The sequence below is a fragment of the Arthrobacter sp. 92 genome (assembly GCF_050260325.1).
Lineage (GTDB): Bacteria > Actinomycetota > Actinomycetes > Actinomycetales > Micrococcaceae > Arthrobacter.
On the sequence record NZ_CP189863.1, the window covers coordinates 897,957 to 914,474 of the forward strand.

Sequence of the window (16,518 nt, forward strand, 5' to 3'; positions counted from 1 at the left end):
CCTGCCACGGCGTGGATCAATTTCCTGTCTCCGTGTTGAGGTCTAACCTGGAAGCGCTTGCAGCTCACGCGTCGGCTTCACCTCCGATCAATCCGGCGCAGGGCATGTGCGAGCAAACCCTTCGGTCCAGCGGTGCTGCGGCTGTCCGGATCCTGACGGAACCACGCCGCCCGCGCAGGCAACCGGGACTGAGGTGTCCGCCGTCTAGACTGAAGTCCGGATTCAACTGGCCTGGAGGCCCAATGGGGAGCATCGTCGAGGAACTCAGGAACATTCTGGCGCCCGGAAGAGTGATCGTGGACAGCACCGTCCTGGCCGCCTATGCCGTGGACCAGGCGCCTGTGCTTGATTTTGAGATGCCGCTGGCGGTGGTCATGGCCGAATCCGTGGCCGATGTCCAGGCAGTGGTCCGCACCTGTGCCGCCCACGGGGTGCCGGTGGTGGCCCGTGGCGCAGGCACCGGAGTCTCCGGGGGAGCGCATGCCAGCAAGGGATGTGTGGTCCTGGGCCTTGAACGGATGAACCGCATCCTGGACCTGAACCCCGACGACGAAACCGCCGTCGTCGAACCCGGTGTGATCAACGCCGATCTCAACGAGGCGGCAGGCGCGCACGGGCTGATGTACGCCCCTGACCCAGCGAGTTTCAGGATGTCCACCATCGGCGGCAACGTGGCCACCAACGCCGGCGGGCTCCGCTGCGCCAAGTACGGGGTGACGCGCGATTCGGTTCTGGCCCTGGACGTTGTGCTGGCGGACGGCTCGCTGATCCACACCGGCCACCAGACCTTTAAGGGCGTGGCCGGCTATGACCTCACCGGACTTTTCGTGGGCTCCGAAGGCACGCTGGGAATTGTGGTGGGTGCCACTGTGCGGCTGAAGTACCTGCCGCGGGACGTCCAGACCATCGCCGCCTTCTACCCGGATTTTCGCCGTGCGGCCGCCGGCGTCCTGGCCGTCGGCAGGGCCAGGGTGCAGCCCGCCATCATGGAGCTGCTCGACGGCGGTTCCCTGCGTCAGCTGGACGCGGTCCATGGCTCGGACCTGAGCCGTCGTGGAGCCTCCCTGCTGTTGATCCAGACCGATGGCTTCGGGGCCGTGGCGGAAGCGGAGGTAGTCAGGAACGTCCTCGCGGCGGGAGGCGCGGCCGTCACCACCGAGGCCAGCGCTGAAGCCGAACAATTGGTGGATCTTCGGCGCAACAGCCGTGGCGTTGAGGTGGACGATGAGTACCGGGTGGGCGAGGATGTGGCCGTGCCGCGCTCGCGGCTCGTGGACTACGTAGGCGAGCTTGAGGCCATGGCCGTGGCTTACGGCGTGCAGCTGAAGGTGGTGGCGCACGCCGGCGACGGCAACCTGCACCCCACATTCTGGGTGGACCGGCAGGACAACCAGGTGGACGCCGCAGCCATGCAGCGGCTGGGTGACGCCCTGGACAAATCAATCACGGTGGCGCTGGCCATGGGCGGGACCATCACCGGCGAGCACGGGATCGGCCAGTACAAGCTGCGGTGGCTGGGCCTGGAACAGCCCGAGCCAGTGCGGGAGTTGCAGCGCCGGATCAAACATCTTTTTGATCCGGCCGGCATCCTTAACCCCGGAAAGGCGATCTAGCCGTTCGATTTAACCCCGGTGTGCCAGATGCGTCAGTCGTCGGCGTCCGGGTACTCTTCCTCGGCTTCCTCGCCGTAGCGTGATTCCTCGGTCTCCACTTCCAGGATCTTCAGCAGTCCGGTGTCCGGATTGAGCATGATGGCCGCTTCGTCCCTCCGGTGGCGGAGGATTGAGTCGATGTAGGACTGAACGGCCTCAGCCAGCGGAATGTGGCGTTCCTGCTTCTCGGACATGTACCAACGGTGTTCGAGTACCTCGTGCACGGCCTCGGCAGGCTCGAGCTTTCCGGAGAGGTCGCGGGGGATCGAACGGACGATCGGCTCGAAGATCTGGCTCACCCAAAGGTGGGCACTGTATTCCTCGTCCATCTGGGGGTTGTTGTCCGCCCGGAACGAGTCCATGTCGTTGAGCAGCCGGCGGGCCTGGTTTTCCTGGGCGTCCAGACCCGTGAGGCGGAGGAGCCGGCGCTGGTGGTGCCCGGCGTCCACCACCTTCGGCTGAAGCTGAATGGTGGTGCCATTCTGTGTGGTCTTGATGGCGTATTCCTCAACGTCGAAGCCGAGCTCGTTGAGCTTGCGGATGCGGGCCGCCACGCGCCAGCGTTCACCGATTTCGAAGGACTCCTTTTCGGTCAGCTCGGTCCACAGGCGCCGGTAGCTATCCATGATGAGTTCGCTGGTGGCCACCGGATCCACCTTTTCCTCGATCAGGCCGCCGTCGAGAAGGTCCATCAGTTCGCCGGCGATGTTGACGCGGGCAATTTCCAGATCGTATTCACGCTGACCAGTGGAGAGGTCCGGATAGAGCTCGCCGGTTTCGGCGTCCACGAGGTAGGCGGCGAACGCGCCGGCGTCACGGCGGAAGAGGGTGTTGGAGAGGGACACGTCGCCCCAGTAGAAGCCGATCAGGTGCAGCCGGACCAGCAGCAGGGCCTGGGCGTCGATCAGGCGGGTCAGTGTGTCCTTGCGCAGCATCTGGGAGAAGAGCGCGCGGTACGGCATGGAGAACTTCAGGTGCCGTGTGACCAGGACGGGGTTCAGCGGCCTGCCGTCCGGGGTGGTGCGGCCGGTAATCACGGCCACCGGCTCCACGCACGGGACATCCAGCCGGGCGAGCTTGCGGAGCATATGGTACTCGTGGCGGGCGATATGCTCGGAGGTTTCCTTGATGGCAATGACCGATCCGCCCAAGTGGGCGAAACGCACGATATGGCGGGAGATACCGCGGGGGAGGGCAGCAAGATGCTCCGCCGGCCAGTCCTCCAGGGCGATATGCCAGGGCAGGTCCAGGAGCTCGGGCTCAGTGGCGGCGGCGGTGATGCTCAGCGAGCTGGCCGCGACCGAGGCCTTCTCGTCGTTGGCGCTTGCAGCTTCAAACCGAGGCAGCTTGCCGATCTGGCCGTAGTCGGTGGGTTCGTCGTGCCACTGGGCGTTGCTTTCCTCGGTCATATGCCAATTCTTCCGTAGGTAGGGGCGGGCAGCCTAAACAAAGTCAGGTAGCCGCGCTTAAATCACGACGGCGGCCCGTCCAGTGAGGAGGGGCCGCCGTCGGTTAATGCTGAAGGCTAGTCGCCGAGGCGCAGGCCCGTCTTGGTGTCGAAAAGGTGCACGTGGCCCGACTGCGGGCGAACGTAGATGGACTCGCCCTTCATCGGGGGCCGGCGGCCGTCGACGCGTGCCACGATGTCGTGGCTCTTGCCGTCCAGCGTGGTGTGGCCGTAGACGTAGGCGTCGGCCCCGAGCTCTTCGACGACGTCAACCTCGACCTGGAGGCCTTCGCCCGCGGCGACCTGCTCGAGGTCCTCCGGACGTGAACCCAGGGTGACCGTCCGTCCGTGCGCCTCTTCGAGGACATCGCGGGGGACCGGGTACACGGTTCCGCCGAACTGGACGCCGCCGTCGACGACCGGCAGTTCCAGCAGGTTCATGGCGGGGGAGCCGATGAAACCGGCTACGAAGACGTTCTTCGGCTTGTCGTAGAGGTTGCGTGGGGTGTCAACCTGCATCAGCAGGCCGTCCTTCAACACAGCGACGCGGTCACCCATGGTCATGGCTTCCACCTGGTCGTGGGTCACGTACACAGTGGTGACGCCGAGACGGCGGGTGAGGGACGCGATCTGGGTGCGGGTCTGTACACGCAGCTTGGCGTCCAGGTTGGAAAGGGGCTCATCCATGAGGAAGACCTGCGGGTTACGCACGATTGCGCGGCCCATGGCAACACGCTGGCGCTGACCGCCGGAGAGCGCCTTCGGCTTGCGGTCCAGGTACGGCTCAAGGTCGAGAAGCTTGGCGGCTTCGCGGACGCGCTCGGCGCGCTCTTCCTTGCTGACGCCGGCGATCTTCAGCGCGAAGCCCATGTTGTCCGCAACGGTCATGTGCGGGTACAGGGCGTAGTTCTGGAAAACCATGGCGATGTCGCGGTCCTTGGGGGGAACGTCGGTGACATCGCGATCGCCAATGAGGATACGGCCGGAGTTGACGTCCTCAAGGCCTGCGAGCATTCGCAGGGAGGTGGACTTGCCGCAACCGGAGGGTCCAACGAGGACCAGAAATTCGCCATCGGCGATGTCAATGTTGAGCTTGTCAACAGCGGGCTTATCTGTGCCCGGGTACAGACGCGTAGCGTTATCAAAAGTAACTGTAGCCACAGTTATCAATCCCTTCACCGGCAGGTACGTGCCGGACGATCCGTTGTGAATGGTTCATGTTTGTTCAGTTGTTCACGGTCTTCCAGCCGTGTACTCCCCGGCCGAAGCCGAGGAGTATCGCATGACGCCGCACGGTTCTTGTGCGCCACATCACAAACAGAGTATGTCAGATGTTTCCAATAAGGGCGAAAATGTTACAAGTGTCACACGTGAGATGCGTAACGCGAGGCAGGTTCAGCCGGCCGCCGGGAGAGCGGCAGGGCTGGCATTCGCGCTGCGGCAGGGGGCCAGCTAGCCGGCGACTGCGCGGCTGCGTTCGCGCAACAGCGCCTCGAGCAGTTCGGCCACGTGGGTCGGCGCGCCCACCCGGAACTCGGCCTGCGTGAAATCCAGGCCGACCTTGACACCGACGTCGCCGTGCACCAGCTGGTCCAGCGCGTCCTCGTCCGTGGTGTCGTCGCCGGCAAAGACCACCGCCGTCGCACCGGTGGCCTGGCGAAGGAAGGCTACCCCCTCACCCTTGGAGGCATGGACCACCGACGTTTCCAGCACCCGGTTTCCGGCCTTGAGGAAGACACCCTTGCGGTTCTCGAGAACAGACCGCGCAGCGGCCACGGCGTCCTCGGCAACATCGTCGGCGGCCAGCCGGGTGTGCAGAACCACGCCCGCAGGCTTGTCCTCCAGCAGCGTACCCGGCGCCTGCTGCACGATTTCCTCCAGCACATGACGGACCTCAGCCAGCAGTTCCCGCTGGTCCTCGTCCAGCGTCAGTTCGGATGACCCGGCGCCAAGCCACGCCTCGGCCCCGTGGCTGCCGATGAGCAGGGTTTCCGGCGGAGGCGACGCAACCGCCCGCAGGCTGTCCAGGGCACGGCCGGAGATGAGCGCCGTCGTCGTTCGAGGCAGGGCCGCCAGGGCGGCGAAGGCAGCGGAGGAACGCGGAAGGGAACGGGCGTCGTCGGCGTGGTCCACCAGCGGGGCCATGGTGCCGTCGAAATCCATGGCCACCAGCAGGTGTTCGGTGTCGGCAACCCGGCGGAGGGCCTCGAGCAGCTCCGGCGGCAGCGACAGCGGGGCGGTCTCCGATACGTGGGCATCGGGAGTTTTCGGTGATGTCGGGTCAGGAGTCATCGCGGACCACCTTCTCTTTGAGTGCTGCCAGGAATTCGGCGGACCAGAGGTCCACATCGTGATCCAGGATCTGTTTACGCATGGACCGCATCCGGCGCGCTCCCTCGGCGGGCTGCATGTTGACTGCTCTCATGATGGTGTCCTTGAGGCCGTCGATGTCGTGCGGGTTCATCAGCAAGGCCTGCTTCAGCTGGTCCGCTGCGCCGGCAAATTCACTCAGCACCAAGGCGCCGTCGTTGTTGGTGCGGGCCGTCACGTATTCCTTGGCCACCAGGTTCATGCCGTCCCGCAGCGCGGTTACCAGCATGACGTCGGCCGCCAGGTACAAGGCCACCATTTCTTCGATGGGGTAGCTGTGATGGAGGTAGCGCACGGCGGTGTTCTGCATGGTGTCGTACGTGCCGTTGATATGTCCAACCGTGCCTTCGACTTCTTCGCGGAGGAGCCGGTACTGTTCGACGCGTTCCCGGCTGGGGCTGGCCACCTGGATCAGGGTTGCGTCCTCAACCTTGAGTTTGCCCTCGGCCAGCAGTTCCTCGAACGCCTTGAGCCGGTGCCGGATGCCTTTGGTGTAATCGAGGCGATCGACGCCGAGCAGGATGGTCTTGGGATTCCCCAGGTCTCTCCTGATCTGGCGGGCATGCTCGATGATCTCCGGCTTTCGGGCCAGTTCGCTGATCTGCTGGACATCGATGGAAATCGGAAACGCCTGGGCACGTGCGATGTGGGTGGTTTCGCCATACTGCCCTTTGACGTGGACCTGCTGCTGCTTAACGCTGGCTCCAAGAAAACGGCGGGCGGAGCGCATGAAGTTGCCGGCGTCGCTGCTGCGCTGGAACCCCACAAGGTCCGCACCGAGCAGGCCGTCGATGATGGCACGGCGCCACGGTAACTGCGCGAAGATCTCCGGCGGCGGGAACGGGATGTGGTTGAAGAATCCGATCTTCAGATCGGGGCGCGCTTCACGGAGCATTTTGGGGACGAGCTGGAGCTGGTAGTCCTGCACCCAGACCGTGGCGCCCCGGTGTGCGTGGTGGATGACGGCGTCGGCGAACCTTCTGTTGACCTTCCGGTACGACTCCCACCAGGTGCGGTGGAACTCGGGCGGGGCGATCACATCGTGGTAGAGCGGCCAGAGGGTGGCATTGGAGAAGCCCTCGTAGAAGAGCTCGATATCCTCAGTGCTCAGGTGGACGGGGACCAGGTCAATGCCGCCGTGGCTGAACGGCTTCAGGGTTTCATCCGGAGCGCCGTGCCACCCCACCCAGGCGCCGTCGGTCTTGGTCATCATGGGGGCCAGCGCGGTCACGAGTCCGCCCGGGGAGCGTCGCCAGCCATCCTCGCAGCCGGGATCCTCAGGGTCGCAGCGATCAACGGGGAGCCGGTTGGACACCACCATGAAGTCATACTGCGTGGCCGCCGTGCGGCCGTGCGGAGTCGACTTTTCCGGCGCATGGGCGTCGGTATGGTCGCTTGGCGGTGTTTGCATGGGTGCCCCCTGGGGATTTTAGTGGCTCAATGTCAACCCTAGTCGCACGGAATCTTCCGGGCTATTCGTCCGTTGGGCAGGCTGATGGAGAAACTTGAAGGCGCAAGCTCTCAGGTTTCTCCCCTAAAATGATGAAGTTGCCACTGAGTGGTCCGCACCTGGCCGATCGACACGAGGAACTGATGAGCCCCGCAAACGAACCCCGCAAGTCCAAAGCAGAGCGCACTGCCGAGGCCCGCGAGAAAGCCCGTGAGATCCGTGAGGCGCAGCTAAAGAAGGACAAGCGCAACAAGCTCCTCATCGGCTGGGGCATTGTGGTGGCCGTCGTGGCGATCCTCGCCATAGTGGCCCTCGTGGTCACCTCCAGCATGAAGAACAACGCACCGGTGGCCGATGAAGGTCCCACTCCCGCCAACGGCAACGTTCATGGCGGCGTCACGCTGCTTGCCAATGCCGAAGTTGCGAAGTCCGATCCCGTCACGGTTAAGGTGGCGGACCTCCCCTCGGCGCCCGCCTCGGCTCCTGCCGAGGTGAAGGCTCCGGGCGCGGACGCGGAGGCAGGTAAGCCCGTCAAGGTGGTCCTGTACGTCGACTTCATCTGCCCGGTGTGCAAGAACTTCGAGGCCCAGTACAACGACCAGCTCACCAAGTTGCGCAACGACGGCAAAATCACAGTGGAATACCGCCCTCTGGGCTTCCTGGATAGCCGCTCCACCACCAACTACTCGTCCAGGGCAGCCAACGCGGCCGCTTGTGTTCTGAATGAATCGCCGGAAAAGTACAGCGATTTCTTCAATGCCCTCTATGAGAAGCAGCCCGCTGAAGGCAGCGCCGGTATCTCGGACAGCGACCTCAAGAAGATGGCCACCGACGTCGGAGCCAAGAGCATCGACAAGTGTGTCGACGACAAGACATACCGTCCCTACGTGAAGTACACGACGCAGGAGGCGCAGGCAATCGGAATTACGGGCACGCCCACCGTGTTCGTTGAAGGCAAGCAGTGGGGCAAGGGCGACAGCGCCCAGACCCCGTTCGATCAGTTCCTGCAGGCAGCAATCGACGCCAAGAAGTAGGCGCCGGACGTGGTAGGCCCGCGGAGTCCCGTTTTTACCAGCGGGGCATCCGTGGGCTAACCTTATCTAGCGCAGCCCGGCGCGTGTCTGAGCATCAGGCCATCACGGGCACGCCTCCTTAGCTCAGTTGGCCAGAGCACCGCTCTTGTAAAGCGGGGGTCGTCGGTTCGAATCCGACAGGAGGCTCCACGAAGGCCCCGACCTGCGGTTTTGGTACCGCGGTTGCGGGCCCTTTCGATTTAAATAGTTCGACCTTGGGCGGCGAGCGGGACTAATTCGGGGAATCACGCTGTTAAGCACTCGGGGCCGTAACCGGTTCTGCGCGCAACGCACTTTGACGCCGATGGGAACGAGATCACGTGATGACAACGCCAGCCGAGGGGGTCGGCTTTCGCTCTAAGCGGGGACCCATCCTCATCGCCCTGATGCTCTCGACGGGTCTGGTGGCGATCGATTCGACGATCGTCGCGACCGCGGTGCCCTCGATCGTGCATGACATTGGCGGGTTCACTTCCTTTCCCTGGCTATTCTCCGCCTACCTGCTTGCTCAGGCTGTCTCCGTACCCGTCTACGCGAAGCTGTCCGATATGGTCGGCCGCAAGCCGATCATCCTCGTCGGTATTGGCTTGTTCCTGCTGGGCTCGATCCTCTGCGGAGTCGCCTGGAGCATGCCGACGCTCATCGCCTTCCGCGTGCTGCAGGGCCTGGGCGCGGGAGCAGTCCAGCCGATGGCAATCACGATTGCTGGCGACATCTACACGCTGACAGAGCGGTCAAAGGTACAGGGCTACCTTGCAAGCGTGTGGGCGATCTCCTCAGTCGTTGGGCCCACGCTCGGCGGTGTATTTTCATCACTTGGCGTGTGGCGCGGGATCTTCCTCGTCAACATCCCACTCTGCCTCCTTGCCGGATGGATGCTGGTCCGAACGTTTCAGGAGAACATCGAGCGGGCAAGGCACCGCGTGGACTATCTTGGTGCGGGGCTGCTCACGGTCGCGCTTAGCCTGATCATCCTCGGCGCCCTCGAAGGCGGCCAGGCCTGGGCCTGGCATTCCACCGTCAGCATCGGGGTGTTTTCGGTCGGAGCGGTCTTGTTCGCCATATTCCTCCTGGTGGAGCGGAGAGCTGCCGAGCCGGTCTTGCCGCCGTGGGTCGTCTCCCGGCGCCTGCTGACGACGACGGCGATGATCTCCTTCGGCGTTGGAGCCGTCATGCTTGGCCTCACCTCTTACGTTCCCACCTTCCTTGAGGGAGCCCTCTCGACGTCGCCGATCCTGGCCGGGCTCGCCCTGGCAGCACTAACGATCGGCTGGCCTATCAGTGCGTCCCAGTCGGGTCGCTTGTATCTGCGGATTGGGTTCAGGTGGACCGCCATGATCGGAATCGCGGTTTCAGTCATTGGTACGGCAGCTCTTGCCTTCACCGCTTCCTCACCCAACATCCTGTTAGTCGCGGCCAGCTGCTTCGTCGTCGGGCTCGGACTCGGGCTCGTGGCAACCCCGACCCTCATTGCCGCCCAGACGAGCGTCGAATGGAATGAACGCGGTGTGGTTACCGGCACCAACCTCTTTGCGCGGTCGATCGGCAGCTCCATTGGCGTCGCCGTATTCGGGGCGATAGCGAATGCGGTTTACGCGGGCACCCCGCACGGCGATACGGATCCCCAGACGATCGTGTCTGCCTCCAGTGCCGTGTTCCTGGCCGTTTTGATCGGGGCCGTGCTCACTGTCATCGCCGTTATCGGGATGCCGGCCACCGAACACAAGACCCATCACACAGGGCCGAAACGCCGCGCGGGGGTCATCCAGAAGTAGCGCATCGAAGATCAGGCCACCGCGGGAAGAAGTGCCGCACCGTATTTGTTGAACTCTGTACGGAGGTAGCGGGGGGCAGACCGCCGTCAAGAGAAGAACAAGGCCCTGGGAAGCCAGGGCAGTTTAACCTGGAGGTTGGTTCCAATGAAGAAATGGAGCCGATGGCAGGACTGGGTTGCAGTCGTTGCCGGGCTCTACGCAGCCTTGTCGGTCATGTGGACAACATCCGCCGGCTCATCCGCCGCGCTGATGGTCGTGTTCGGAGTGCTGCTGATCGTCAGCGGTGTCATCAATCTCGCGATGCCCGGAACGCCGGCCATGGAGTGGGCGCAGGCGGCCCTCGGCGCCTTGCTGTTCCTGTCACCGTGGCTGGGTTCGTACGCCACTCATGCTGGCGTCGCCTGGACGTCCTGGATTACCGGTCTGGTCGCCCTGGTGGTTACGGCGACCGCCATTAAACCCAGTAGTGAGGAACACCGCCACCATAGGATCAGCCCCTCACACTGAACCGGCAACAAGACAAGTTTGTAGGACGAGAGAAGCCGCTGACATCCTCCGGGTGCCAGCGGCTTCCTGGCTGTCAGGGCCCTACCTGGCTCAGTTCGTACCCATCGGGATACACCGAGGTGTTCATCCGGCCGGGAACGAACGAAGGCTCGGACGGTAGGGGACGCCTTCTGGCTTTGAAGGCGCGGAAACGCATCACCGCATGGAAGGGGAACTTCAACACGGCAGGGGCGGGTCGCAGGCCCAGCGCCACGGCCACCTCGGGCTTGTCCATCATCAGCGCCAGGACAAGTGGAGTCAGCCTGCGGAACCGGGCTGGAACGCGGATCGCGAACGCTTCGACAGTTGCTTCCAGCAGCGAAGCGCCCTCGGCACTCGGGCCAAGCCGGCGCTCCTCGTAGGCATCCAGGAACTCCCCGGCCGCCGCGAACGTCCCCGGTACCGGTCCGAGCCCCATGCGCCTGCCGAGTTCGGCGTAGAAGGCGACAGCGGCCTCCTCCTCAAGAGCGGTCAGTTGGCGCCAGCCGTGGCGCTGGATCCACCGCAAGGGCAGGACCAGCAACGTCATCAGGACGTAGATGAAGTCGTCTGCGCTGCCAGGCACGCCCTTGTGGACTCGGCGAAGCAGCTCGATCATGGCTTGACCGCGTTGGCTGTCGAAGCCGTTGGCGATGATCTCATGGATGACGATGGCCGTGTCATAGGAGCGCTTCATGGGGCGGTTCTTCATTTCCCCTCGCGCGGCCAAGGTCTTCGCCGTCGAGGGGATGGCGAAGTTGCGGTAGTAGGAGACAAAGAAACCCGCCCGCATCTCGGTCTGAAAGTCGTAGAGGGTCATGGTCCGGTAGATCCCATGCAGGTCGGTTCCTGTCGGGCGGGAGCGTCGGGTGGGGTGGGTGAAGAGATGCAATCTGTTCCTTATGTGCCGGAAGCGGTCAGGCCGGGACGTTGTTCAGGTTGAGGTTCACCTCGGCGGAGAGCAGATAGGCGCGCTCCTCCGGAGTCAATACGGAGCTGCCTGTGCCGGCGCCCAGTTCGGCGTCCCAGATCTCCACGATCATTCGGTGAAGGCGCTCCTGGGGGAGGGCCCTGGCATCGGGTGCGAGCAGCCGTTCCCTGGCCGCGTCCTGCAGCACCCTGTCCCGAATGGGTTCCACCCGGGCGAGGGTGGCCAGGTTCCAGCGAAGCCGCCGCCGCCGGGCCGAGCTGCCGGCGAGAGCGGGGATGGTCAGTCCAATGCCAACCAGGATGATGGCGAGCATCTCCATCAAGTGGAAGGGCGTGTCTTCGGGGCCGGTGAAGGCTGCCAGGGAGGGGAACACGGCAGCGAGCACATCGACGCCCATCTTGGCCATCGCAACGAAACTGATGATGCTGCCCGCGCCCACCATGCAGAAGCCGACCCTGAACCAATGGCGAAGACGGGGCACATAACGCACGCACACCACGGCTATCTCCGCGCACGCCCAGGCGACGAAGGCTATGAGCATGACGGAGAAAAAAGCGCCCGCGATGCGGCCGTGGTAGTGGTATCCCCAGCTATCGGTGGTGGCGGTGGGCCCCGTGAGGATAAAAAACAGGATTTCCAGGCACAGGGTGAGACTCAACGGCAACGTCCGGATAAGGACGGGTCGCCGGTCCTTGCCGCGCGTGACTGCTTGGACGACGGAATGGCGAAGAAACCATAGGCCGATCATCATCAGGCAGTTCAAAGCCAACTTGACCAGGTTTATCCCGCCCAGCAGCGTGTCAGCGAAAACGTACACCGCAGGATTCATCAGCACCGCGGCCGTGCCCGCAAAAATGGCGGCCAGGAACACGGCGTCGGTGCGGTTCCTCGCCAGAGCAGGAACGCGTGCCAGTGCCAGGAGATACAAGGCACCGGCCATCAGGAGCTGCATCATCCGAAGATCGTTCCGAAGTTGCCAGGCTGGCCGCCCGAGCTGTTCCGAGCGCTGCGGATTCGTGAAGCGAGCCGATCAGCCAGCAGTTCGGCGGTCACCTCGAACTCGTTGAGGAAGTCCGTGCGCTTCAGAGCCGTCACCACCCGGTCCGGATCCAGATCCGGAAAGAACTGGCTGACGTACTCATGCGGTATCACTTCCTGCTCATGGCGCAGGATCATGTGGGCGAATTCATGGAGGATGATTTGCTGTCGATGCACCTCGGAGGCGCCCCGGGCGTGCAAGATCAGATCCATGTGGTCAAGGCCGAACCAAAGCCCGCAGACCTTGTCCGTGGGGGTGCCGTCCATGGGCTGGATGACGATCCTTCGAGCCCGCAGCTTTTCCAGATGCCGGTGCGTCGATTCGAGGGAAACCGGCTCAGGCAAAGCGAGGCCTTGTTCCGCTATTCGTGCGCGTACGCGGGCAGCGTCGTAGTCCATTACAGAAAGTGTCCTTGCCAAAGCACCGATGGAAACCGGGAGGACCCGTCCGCCCCCACAGGCGAGACTACCAGCACAGCGATTCCGGCCAAGGTTACGGCCTCGACGTGCGGACTAGGGCTTGGGGGGCGTTTCGGCGCGGAGGTGTTCGTCGATCAGGTCCCTGATCTGGAGCAACGTTTCCGTGGACAGTCCGTCGAGCTGCCGGGCCGCGAAGTTGCGTACCTTGTTGGCCCGCATCGATGCGAGCAGGTCCAGTTGCGCTTCCACTCTGGGTGGAAGCTCCTCGTCAGCGTCCAGGAGGTACCCCTCATTGACGCCGAAAAAAACGGCCAGATTCTGCAGCAGTTGAACCTTTTTGACGGCGGGACCGGTACCTGAGCGCATGTAGTGCCACCTGGCGCGGGAAAGCGGTGTGCCAGCCCTGGCCATGGCGTCCCGGACAGCATTGAACGTGATTTTGCGGCCTTCAGCTTCAGCCGTGTCCAACAGGAGGTTTAGCTTCCGGGACAGTGCAACGCCGGGGCCCGGTGTCGGCTGGGTGCTCACGTCGGCTCCTTCAACAGTCGGCTGAGGTGGCGTTCCACCTGGTGGGTGCCTGCGCGATCGGTGACATTCGATCGGCGATAACTCTATCAGATTGGACATGTCCAACAATTTCTGAGTAGGCTCTGCTCGGAGAAGATTGGACATGTCCAATTGGGCCTTGCCGGCGGGCAGCGGCTGGACTGCTCCTACCTCCCGGTGGCTCGTCCACCCACGAACGTCTGGCCGGGTATCTATTGGGGGGCGCCCGGCCAGACCCCCATGAGGTGTCCCATTGCACTGCGGGACGTTAGGCCCTAGACCTTGCGCCTCGCTCAGCGGAGTCTGGGCCCATGAGCGAAACAAGTGCGGAGCCAACGCCGGAGATCAAATCGATGCAGCTTGTGGAACAGCCCACGGCCGTCATGAGGGAAACCGTGCCGATGAATGCCCTCCCGGAGTTCTTTGGACGTGCCTTCGGGGCGGTCATGGCGGCCGTGCAGAACCAGGGCGTTCAGGTGGCGGGGCCCCCATTCGGCCTTTACCGCGGAACCCCCACGGACGTCGTCGACGTCGAGGCGGGGTTCCCGGTCTCAGCGCCGATCCATGGGGCGGACGGGGTTGTCCCCAGCGCCCTGCCCGAGGGCCAGGCGCTGGAGGTTTTGCATACCGGGCCCTATGACACCCTCGCGCAGACCTATGCAGACATCCAGGCCCGGATGAAGGACCTTGGGCTGGTTCCGGCGGACATGATGTGGGAGTACTACCTCAGCGATCCGGCGGCCGAGCCGGATCCGGCCACGTGGAGGACCCTTGTGGTGTGGCCGGTGGCCTGACTCCGGGGCCTCAGTCGGCGTCGATCTTTTCGAGTAGGTCTTTCGCGGCTTTTTGGATGTCACTGTGCCCATATTGGGCGGCGCGGCTTTCGAGTGATATCACGGCACACCGGTGGACTTTCTTGAAATCGCCAAACGGAAAACTCACGCTGCCTTTTGTGCCTTCGGAGGCCTCGGGATCCATTCCCAGGTGCCATTGGGAAAACTCCCGAAAGCCGTTCTTGTCGATGAACGCGTTTTCCTCGTCGGCCGACGGCGTGTGCTCACTCCAGTCGTCGCGGGTGTCCCGCTCGATTTTCTTGTCTTTGACGAGCCTCAGTGCGTTGTCCAACGCCTTCTTGTTGAGTTTCGTTGCCATTTGGTTGCCTCCGTGGATTCCTCGGCTGCGGTGCACTTTCTAGGCTAAGACGTAATGACGGTCCCTGCCAGAAACGGGCCGCGAGAAATTCCTGGAAGGAAGTCTCTGGAATGGATGCCGGTGTAACCCGGCGGAGATCGTGGCGAAATGTTCCCACAACACCGGCGGCATACCTTGGGCGCTATGAATAGATCGATGATGGCCAGCCTCCGTTCCTGGCTCGAAAGGACGTCCACAGGGGGCCCCGAAGGGTACAAAACGTGGGATGACAGCAACGCTGCAATTGCCGATGTCACCCGCTGGGCCTGGCTCCCGGCCCTCAGCGGCGTGTCGATTGCCTCAGCTCAGGCCGCCGGGACGCGCAGGAGCACCGCGGCAGGGCCCCAGGAGTAATCACCGCCCCGGGCACAGTAGGAAACAAGGGCGCCGCCGCATCGCGACACATTCTGTCGGGTTGAACACACTTTTCCTCAACTACCGGCATAATGACCTAAACTGCTTCACTGAGGTGCCTGAAATGGCGCTGCGCAGCAACGAAAGTGAACCACGCTATGGCTACCGATTACGACGCCCCACGCAAGACAGAAGAAGAATCCCCGGCTGAATCGCTGGAGGCCCTTCAGGCGTCCCGCGGCGGCGGAGCCCAGACCGCCGTTATCGACGTCGACGAGAACGACACCGCCGAAGGAATCGACCTTCCGGGAGCGGATCTTTCCGGCGAAGAACTGACGGTCATTGTTGTTCCCGAGCAGTCCGATGAATTCACCTGCTCCTCCTGCTTCCTGGTCCGTCACCGTTCCCAAGTGGCCCGCGAGAAGAACGGCATGAAGTTCTGCCGCGACTGCGAAGGCTAAACAGCCCTTTCAAGGCATCACGAGGCGCCGGCAGCCCATGGGGGCGGCTGGCGCTTTGTTGTGTGCCGCCCCTCGTATTCCGGGGTGGTCGATCCTACGCTTGAGGTATCTCTTCACTTAGGGGTGGCTGGTATGAAAAAGTTTCCGGCGTGGCTGGCTGCCGTACTTTTGATGTGCGGGCTGGGCGTTCTGATGTCGGCTCCCGCCGTCGCGGCCCCCTACTGCGGCCTCGTCTGGGGCTCGCTGGCGAAGTCCGATGCCGCCATGAGCAGCGCTCAAGTAACCAATGTGCGGACCGGGCAGCACTACTGCTTCGACCGGTTGGTCATCGACCTCAATGGCCCGGTTAAGGGGTACACGGTCCGCTACGTTCCCGCGGTGGTGCAGGACGGTTCGGGACTGCCGATCCCGCTCAGGGGGCGGGCATTCATGCAGATCACGGTCAACGCACCGGCCTACGACACTAGCGGCAGCGCCACCTACAATCCCGCCGACAAGAATGAACTCAGCAACGTATCCGGCTATCAGACCTTCCGCCAGGTAGCGTGGGCCGGCAGCTTCGAAGGCTACACCAGCCTCGGCCTGGGCGTGCGCGGACGGCTGCCTTTCAGAGTTTTTGCCCTGGATGGGCCGGGGGCAGGCTCACGGCTCGTGGTTGATGTGGCACATTTTTGGTGAGCGTCCTTAAGCCGGAGGCGAGATTCCGTGGCGTGCCGGACGGGGCTGGGATAGCGTCGAAGTACCCGATCAACCGCTGATTCCAGGAGGATCCATGAAAGCATCACCGACGCTGACCAACAACCTGCAGGCTGTTCTCGCGGACTTGATTGAACTGCATGTTCAGGGCAAACAGGCCCACTGGAACATTGTGGGGACGAACTTCCGGGACCTTCACCTGCAACTGGATGAGATTGTCGAGGCTGCCCGGAACTTCGCCGACGAAATGGCAGAGCGCATGCGGGCGCTTCATGCGTTGCCGGATGGCCGCAGCAGCACAGTGGCGCAGACCACCAGCCTGGCGCAGTTCCCGGCCGGACTGATCAACACCAAGGACGCCATCGACCGCATCGTCGCAGCGCTGGAGGCCGCGGTGGGGACCATGCGCAAGGTCCATGACGAAGTGGACGAAGAGGACCCCACCACGGCGGATCTGCTCCACGCGTTCATTGCCAAGCTTGAACAGTATGCCTGGATGGTCAACGCCGAAACCATGAAAGCCTCCGCCAGCGTGACCGCTCCCGACAGTAAGTAGCTTCCCGCATCGGGCCGCCGCACCTCATGCCCG

The 16,518-nt window shown here is 63.4% G+C and carries 18 protein-coding genes and 1 tRNA gene; 10 read left to right on the forward strand and 9 right to left on the reverse strand.

All coding sequences use genetic code 11. The features are described from left to right. Window positions 1-242: 242 nt before the first annotated feature. Window positions 243-1,613, forward strand: coding sequence for an FAD-binding oxidoreductase (locus ACP4XC_RS04170; protein ID WP_427173612.1), 1,371 nt, complete (start codon window positions 243-245; stop codon window positions 1,611-1,613). 32 nt (window positions 1,614-1,645) lie between these two features. Here ACP4XC_RS04170 and ACP4XC_RS04175 read toward each other — a convergent pair whose 3' ends face one another. The 4 genes from ACP4XC_RS04175 to ACP4XC_RS04190 all read right to left on the reverse strand — a co-directional run bounded on the left by ACP4XC_RS04175 (window position 1,646) and on the right by ACP4XC_RS04190 (window position 6,880). Beyond that, window positions 1,646-3,061, reverse strand: coding sequence for a DUF4032 domain-containing protein (locus tag ACP4XC_RS04175; RefSeq protein ID WP_427173613.1), 1,416 nt, complete (start codon window positions 3,059-3,061; stop codon window positions 1,646-1,648). A gap of 116 nt (window positions 3,062-3,177) precedes the next feature. Then, window positions 3,178-4,260 (reverse strand): ABC transporter ATP-binding protein, encoded by a 1,083-nt coding sequence (locus ACP4XC_RS04180; protein WP_427173614.1) that lies wholly within the window; start codon window positions 4,258-4,260, stop codon window positions 3,178-3,180. A gap of 291 nt (window positions 4,261-4,551) precedes the next feature. Next, window positions 4,552-5,391: a trehalose-phosphatase gene (gene otsB / locus ACP4XC_RS04185; RefSeq protein ID WP_427173615.1), complete on the reverse strand. Its 840-nt coding sequence runs from the start codon at window positions 5,389-5,391 to the stop codon at window positions 4,552-4,554. Continuing rightward, window positions 5,381-6,880 carry an alpha,alpha-trehalose-phosphate synthase (UDP-forming) gene (locus ACP4XC_RS04190; protein ID WP_427173616.1) on the reverse strand — a complete coding sequence of 500 codons (1,500 nt, stop codon included), beginning with the start codon at window positions 6,878-6,880 and terminating at the stop codon, window positions 5,381-5,383. The genes otsB and ACP4XC_RS04190 overlap by 11 nt, the downstream gene beginning before the upstream one ends. A gap of 182 nt (window positions 6,881-7,062) precedes the next feature. Here ACP4XC_RS04190 and ACP4XC_RS04195 point away from each other — a divergent pair, with 182 nt between their 5' ends. From ACP4XC_RS04195 to ACP4XC_RS04210, 4 genes are all read left to right on the forward strand, one after another. Continuing rightward, complete coding sequence (locus ACP4XC_RS04195; protein WP_427173617.1) at window positions 7,063-7,953, forward strand: DsbA family protein; 891 nt, start codon at window positions 7,063-7,065, stop codon at window positions 7,951-7,953. Between the two features lie 112 nt (window positions 7,954-8,065). Next, a tRNA-Thr gene (locus ACP4XC_RS04200) sits at window positions 8,066-8,142 on the forward strand. Between the two features lie 173 nt (window positions 8,143-8,315). Continuing rightward, window positions 8,316-9,767, forward strand: a complete 1,452-nt coding sequence (locus ACP4XC_RS04205) for an MFS transporter (RefSeq protein WP_427175008.1) — start codon at window positions 8,316-8,318, stop codon at window positions 9,765-9,767. Window positions 9,768-9,911: 144 nt separating this feature from the next. Beyond that, a complete protein-coding gene (locus tag ACP4XC_RS04210; protein WP_427173618.1) occupies window positions 9,912-10,274 on the forward strand; it encodes an SPW repeat protein in 363 nt (120 codons plus the stop codon). Window positions 10,275-10,347: 73 nt separating this feature from the next. Here ACP4XC_RS04210 and ACP4XC_RS04215 read toward each other — a convergent pair whose 3' ends face one another. The 4 genes from ACP4XC_RS04215 to ACP4XC_RS04230 all read right to left on the reverse strand — a co-directional run bounded on the left by ACP4XC_RS04215 (window position 10,348) and on the right by ACP4XC_RS04230 (window position 13,209). After that, window positions 10,348-11,184: an oxygenase MpaB family protein gene (locus tag ACP4XC_RS04215; protein WP_427173619.1), complete on the reverse strand. Its 837-nt coding sequence runs from the start codon at window positions 11,182-11,184 to the stop codon at window positions 10,348-10,350. A 25-nt stretch (window positions 11,185-11,209) separates the two neighbouring features. Further along, a complete protein-coding gene (locus ACP4XC_RS04220) occupies window positions 11,210-12,178 on the reverse strand; it encodes a hypothetical protein (RefSeq protein ID WP_427173620.1) in 969 nt (322 codons plus the stop codon). After that, window positions 12,175-12,660 carry a hypothetical protein gene (locus tag ACP4XC_RS04225; RefSeq protein ID WP_427173621.1) on the reverse strand — a complete coding sequence of 162 codons (486 nt, stop codon included), beginning with the start codon at window positions 12,658-12,660 and terminating at the stop codon, window positions 12,175-12,177. The genes ACP4XC_RS04220 and ACP4XC_RS04225 overlap by 4 nt, the downstream gene beginning before the upstream one ends. Before the next feature lie 114 nt (window positions 12,661-12,774). Further along, window positions 12,775-13,209 (reverse strand): hypothetical protein, encoded by a 435-nt coding sequence (locus tag ACP4XC_RS04230; RefSeq protein ID WP_427173622.1) that lies wholly within the window; start codon window positions 13,207-13,209, stop codon window positions 12,775-12,777. A gap of 329 nt (window positions 13,210-13,538) precedes the next feature. Between ACP4XC_RS04230 and ACP4XC_RS04235 the strand changes: the two genes are divergently transcribed. After that, window positions 13,539-14,021: a GyrI-like domain-containing protein gene (locus ACP4XC_RS04235; RefSeq protein WP_427173623.1), complete on the forward strand. Its 483-nt coding sequence runs from the start codon at window positions 13,539-13,541 to the stop codon at window positions 14,019-14,021. A 10-nt stretch (window positions 14,022-14,031) separates the two neighbouring features. Here the strand turns inward: ACP4XC_RS04235 and ACP4XC_RS04240 are convergent, their stop codons facing one another. Then, window positions 14,032-14,379 (reverse strand): hypothetical protein, encoded by a 348-nt coding sequence (locus tag ACP4XC_RS04240; RefSeq protein ID WP_427173624.1) that lies wholly within the window; start codon window positions 14,377-14,379, stop codon window positions 14,032-14,034. Window positions 14,380-14,562: 183 nt separating this feature from the next. On the opposite strand from ACP4XC_RS04240, the gene ACP4XC_RS04245 reads away from it, so the two are divergent. The 4 genes from ACP4XC_RS04245 to ACP4XC_RS04260 all read left to right on the forward strand — a co-directional run bounded on the left by ACP4XC_RS04245 (window position 14,563) and on the right by ACP4XC_RS04260 (window position 16,485). Continuing rightward, a complete protein-coding gene (locus ACP4XC_RS04245; RefSeq protein WP_427173625.1) occupies window positions 14,563-14,772 on the forward strand; it encodes a hypothetical protein in 210 nt (69 codons plus the stop codon). A 158-nt stretch (window positions 14,773-14,930) separates the two neighbouring features. After that, window positions 14,931-15,233, forward strand: coding sequence for a DUF4193 domain-containing protein (locus ACP4XC_RS04250; RefSeq protein ID WP_427173626.1), 303 nt, complete (start codon window positions 14,931-14,933; stop codon window positions 15,231-15,233). A gap of 132 nt (window positions 15,234-15,365) precedes the next feature. Beyond that, on the forward strand, window positions 15,366-15,911 hold the full coding sequence (locus ACP4XC_RS04255; RefSeq protein WP_427173627.1) for an AMIN-like domain-containing (lipo)protein: 546 nt from the start codon (window positions 15,366-15,368) through the stop codon (window positions 15,909-15,911). A 94-nt stretch (window positions 15,912-16,005) separates the two neighbouring features. Next, window positions 16,006-16,485 carry a Dps family protein gene (locus ACP4XC_RS04260; RefSeq protein WP_427173628.1) on the forward strand — a complete coding sequence of 160 codons (480 nt, stop codon included), beginning with the start codon at window positions 16,006-16,008 and terminating at the stop codon, window positions 16,483-16,485. Window positions 16,486-16,518: the final 33 nt, after the last annotated feature.

Coding starts and splice junctions, on each gene's coding strand:
- ACP4XC_RS04170 (WP_427173612.1), top strand. CDS start 243: ATGGGGAGCATCGTCGAGGAACTCAGGAACATTCTGGCGCCCGGAAGA.
- ACP4XC_RS04175 (WP_427173613.1), bottom strand. CDS start 3,061: ATGACCGAGGAAAGCAACGCCCAGTGGCACGACGAACCCACCGACTAC.
- otsB (WP_427173615.1), bottom strand. CDS start 5,391: ATGACTCCTGACCCGACATCACCGAAAACTCCCGATGCCCACGTATCG.
- ACP4XC_RS04190 (WP_427173616.1), bottom strand. CDS start 6,880: ATGCAAACACCGCCAAGCGACCATACCGACGCCCATGCGCCGGAAAAG.
- ACP4XC_RS04195 (WP_427173617.1), top strand. CDS start 7,063: ATGAGCCCCGCAAACGAACCCCGCAAGTCCAAAGCAGAGCGCACTGCC.
- ACP4XC_RS04205 (WP_427175008.1), top strand. CDS start 8,316: ATGACAACGCCAGCCGAGGGGGTCGGCTTTCGCTCTAAGCGGGGACCC.
- ACP4XC_RS04210 (WP_427173618.1), top strand. CDS start 9,912: ATGAAGAAATGGAGCCGATGGCAGGACTGGGTTGCAGTCGTTGCCGGG.
- ACP4XC_RS04220 (WP_427173620.1), bottom strand. CDS start 12,178: ATGATGCAGCTCCTGATGGCCGGTGCCTTGTATCTCCTGGCACTGGCA.
- ACP4XC_RS04225 (WP_427173621.1), bottom strand. CDS start 12,660: ATGGACTACGACGCTGCCCGCGTACGCGCACGAATAGCGGAACAAGGC.
- ACP4XC_RS04235 (WP_427173623.1), top strand. CDS start 13,539: ATGAGCGAAACAAGTGCGGAGCCAACGCCGGAGATCAAATCGATGCAG.
- ACP4XC_RS04240 (WP_427173624.1), bottom strand. CDS start 14,379: ATGGCAACGAAACTCAACAAGAAGGCGTTGGACAACGCACTGAGGCTC.
- ACP4XC_RS04245 (WP_427173625.1), top strand. CDS start 14,563: ATGAATAGATCGATGATGGCCAGCCTCCGTTCCTGGCTCGAAAGGACG.
- ACP4XC_RS04250 (WP_427173626.1), top strand. CDS start 14,931: ATGGCTACCGATTACGACGCCCCACGCAAGACAGAAGAAGAATCCCCG.
- ACP4XC_RS04255 (WP_427173627.1), top strand. CDS start 15,366: ATGAAAAAGTTTCCGGCGTGGCTGGCTGCCGTACTTTTGATGTGCGGG.
- ACP4XC_RS04260 (WP_427173628.1), top strand. CDS start 16,006: ATGAAAGCATCACCGACGCTGACCAACAACCTGCAGGCTGTTCTCGCG.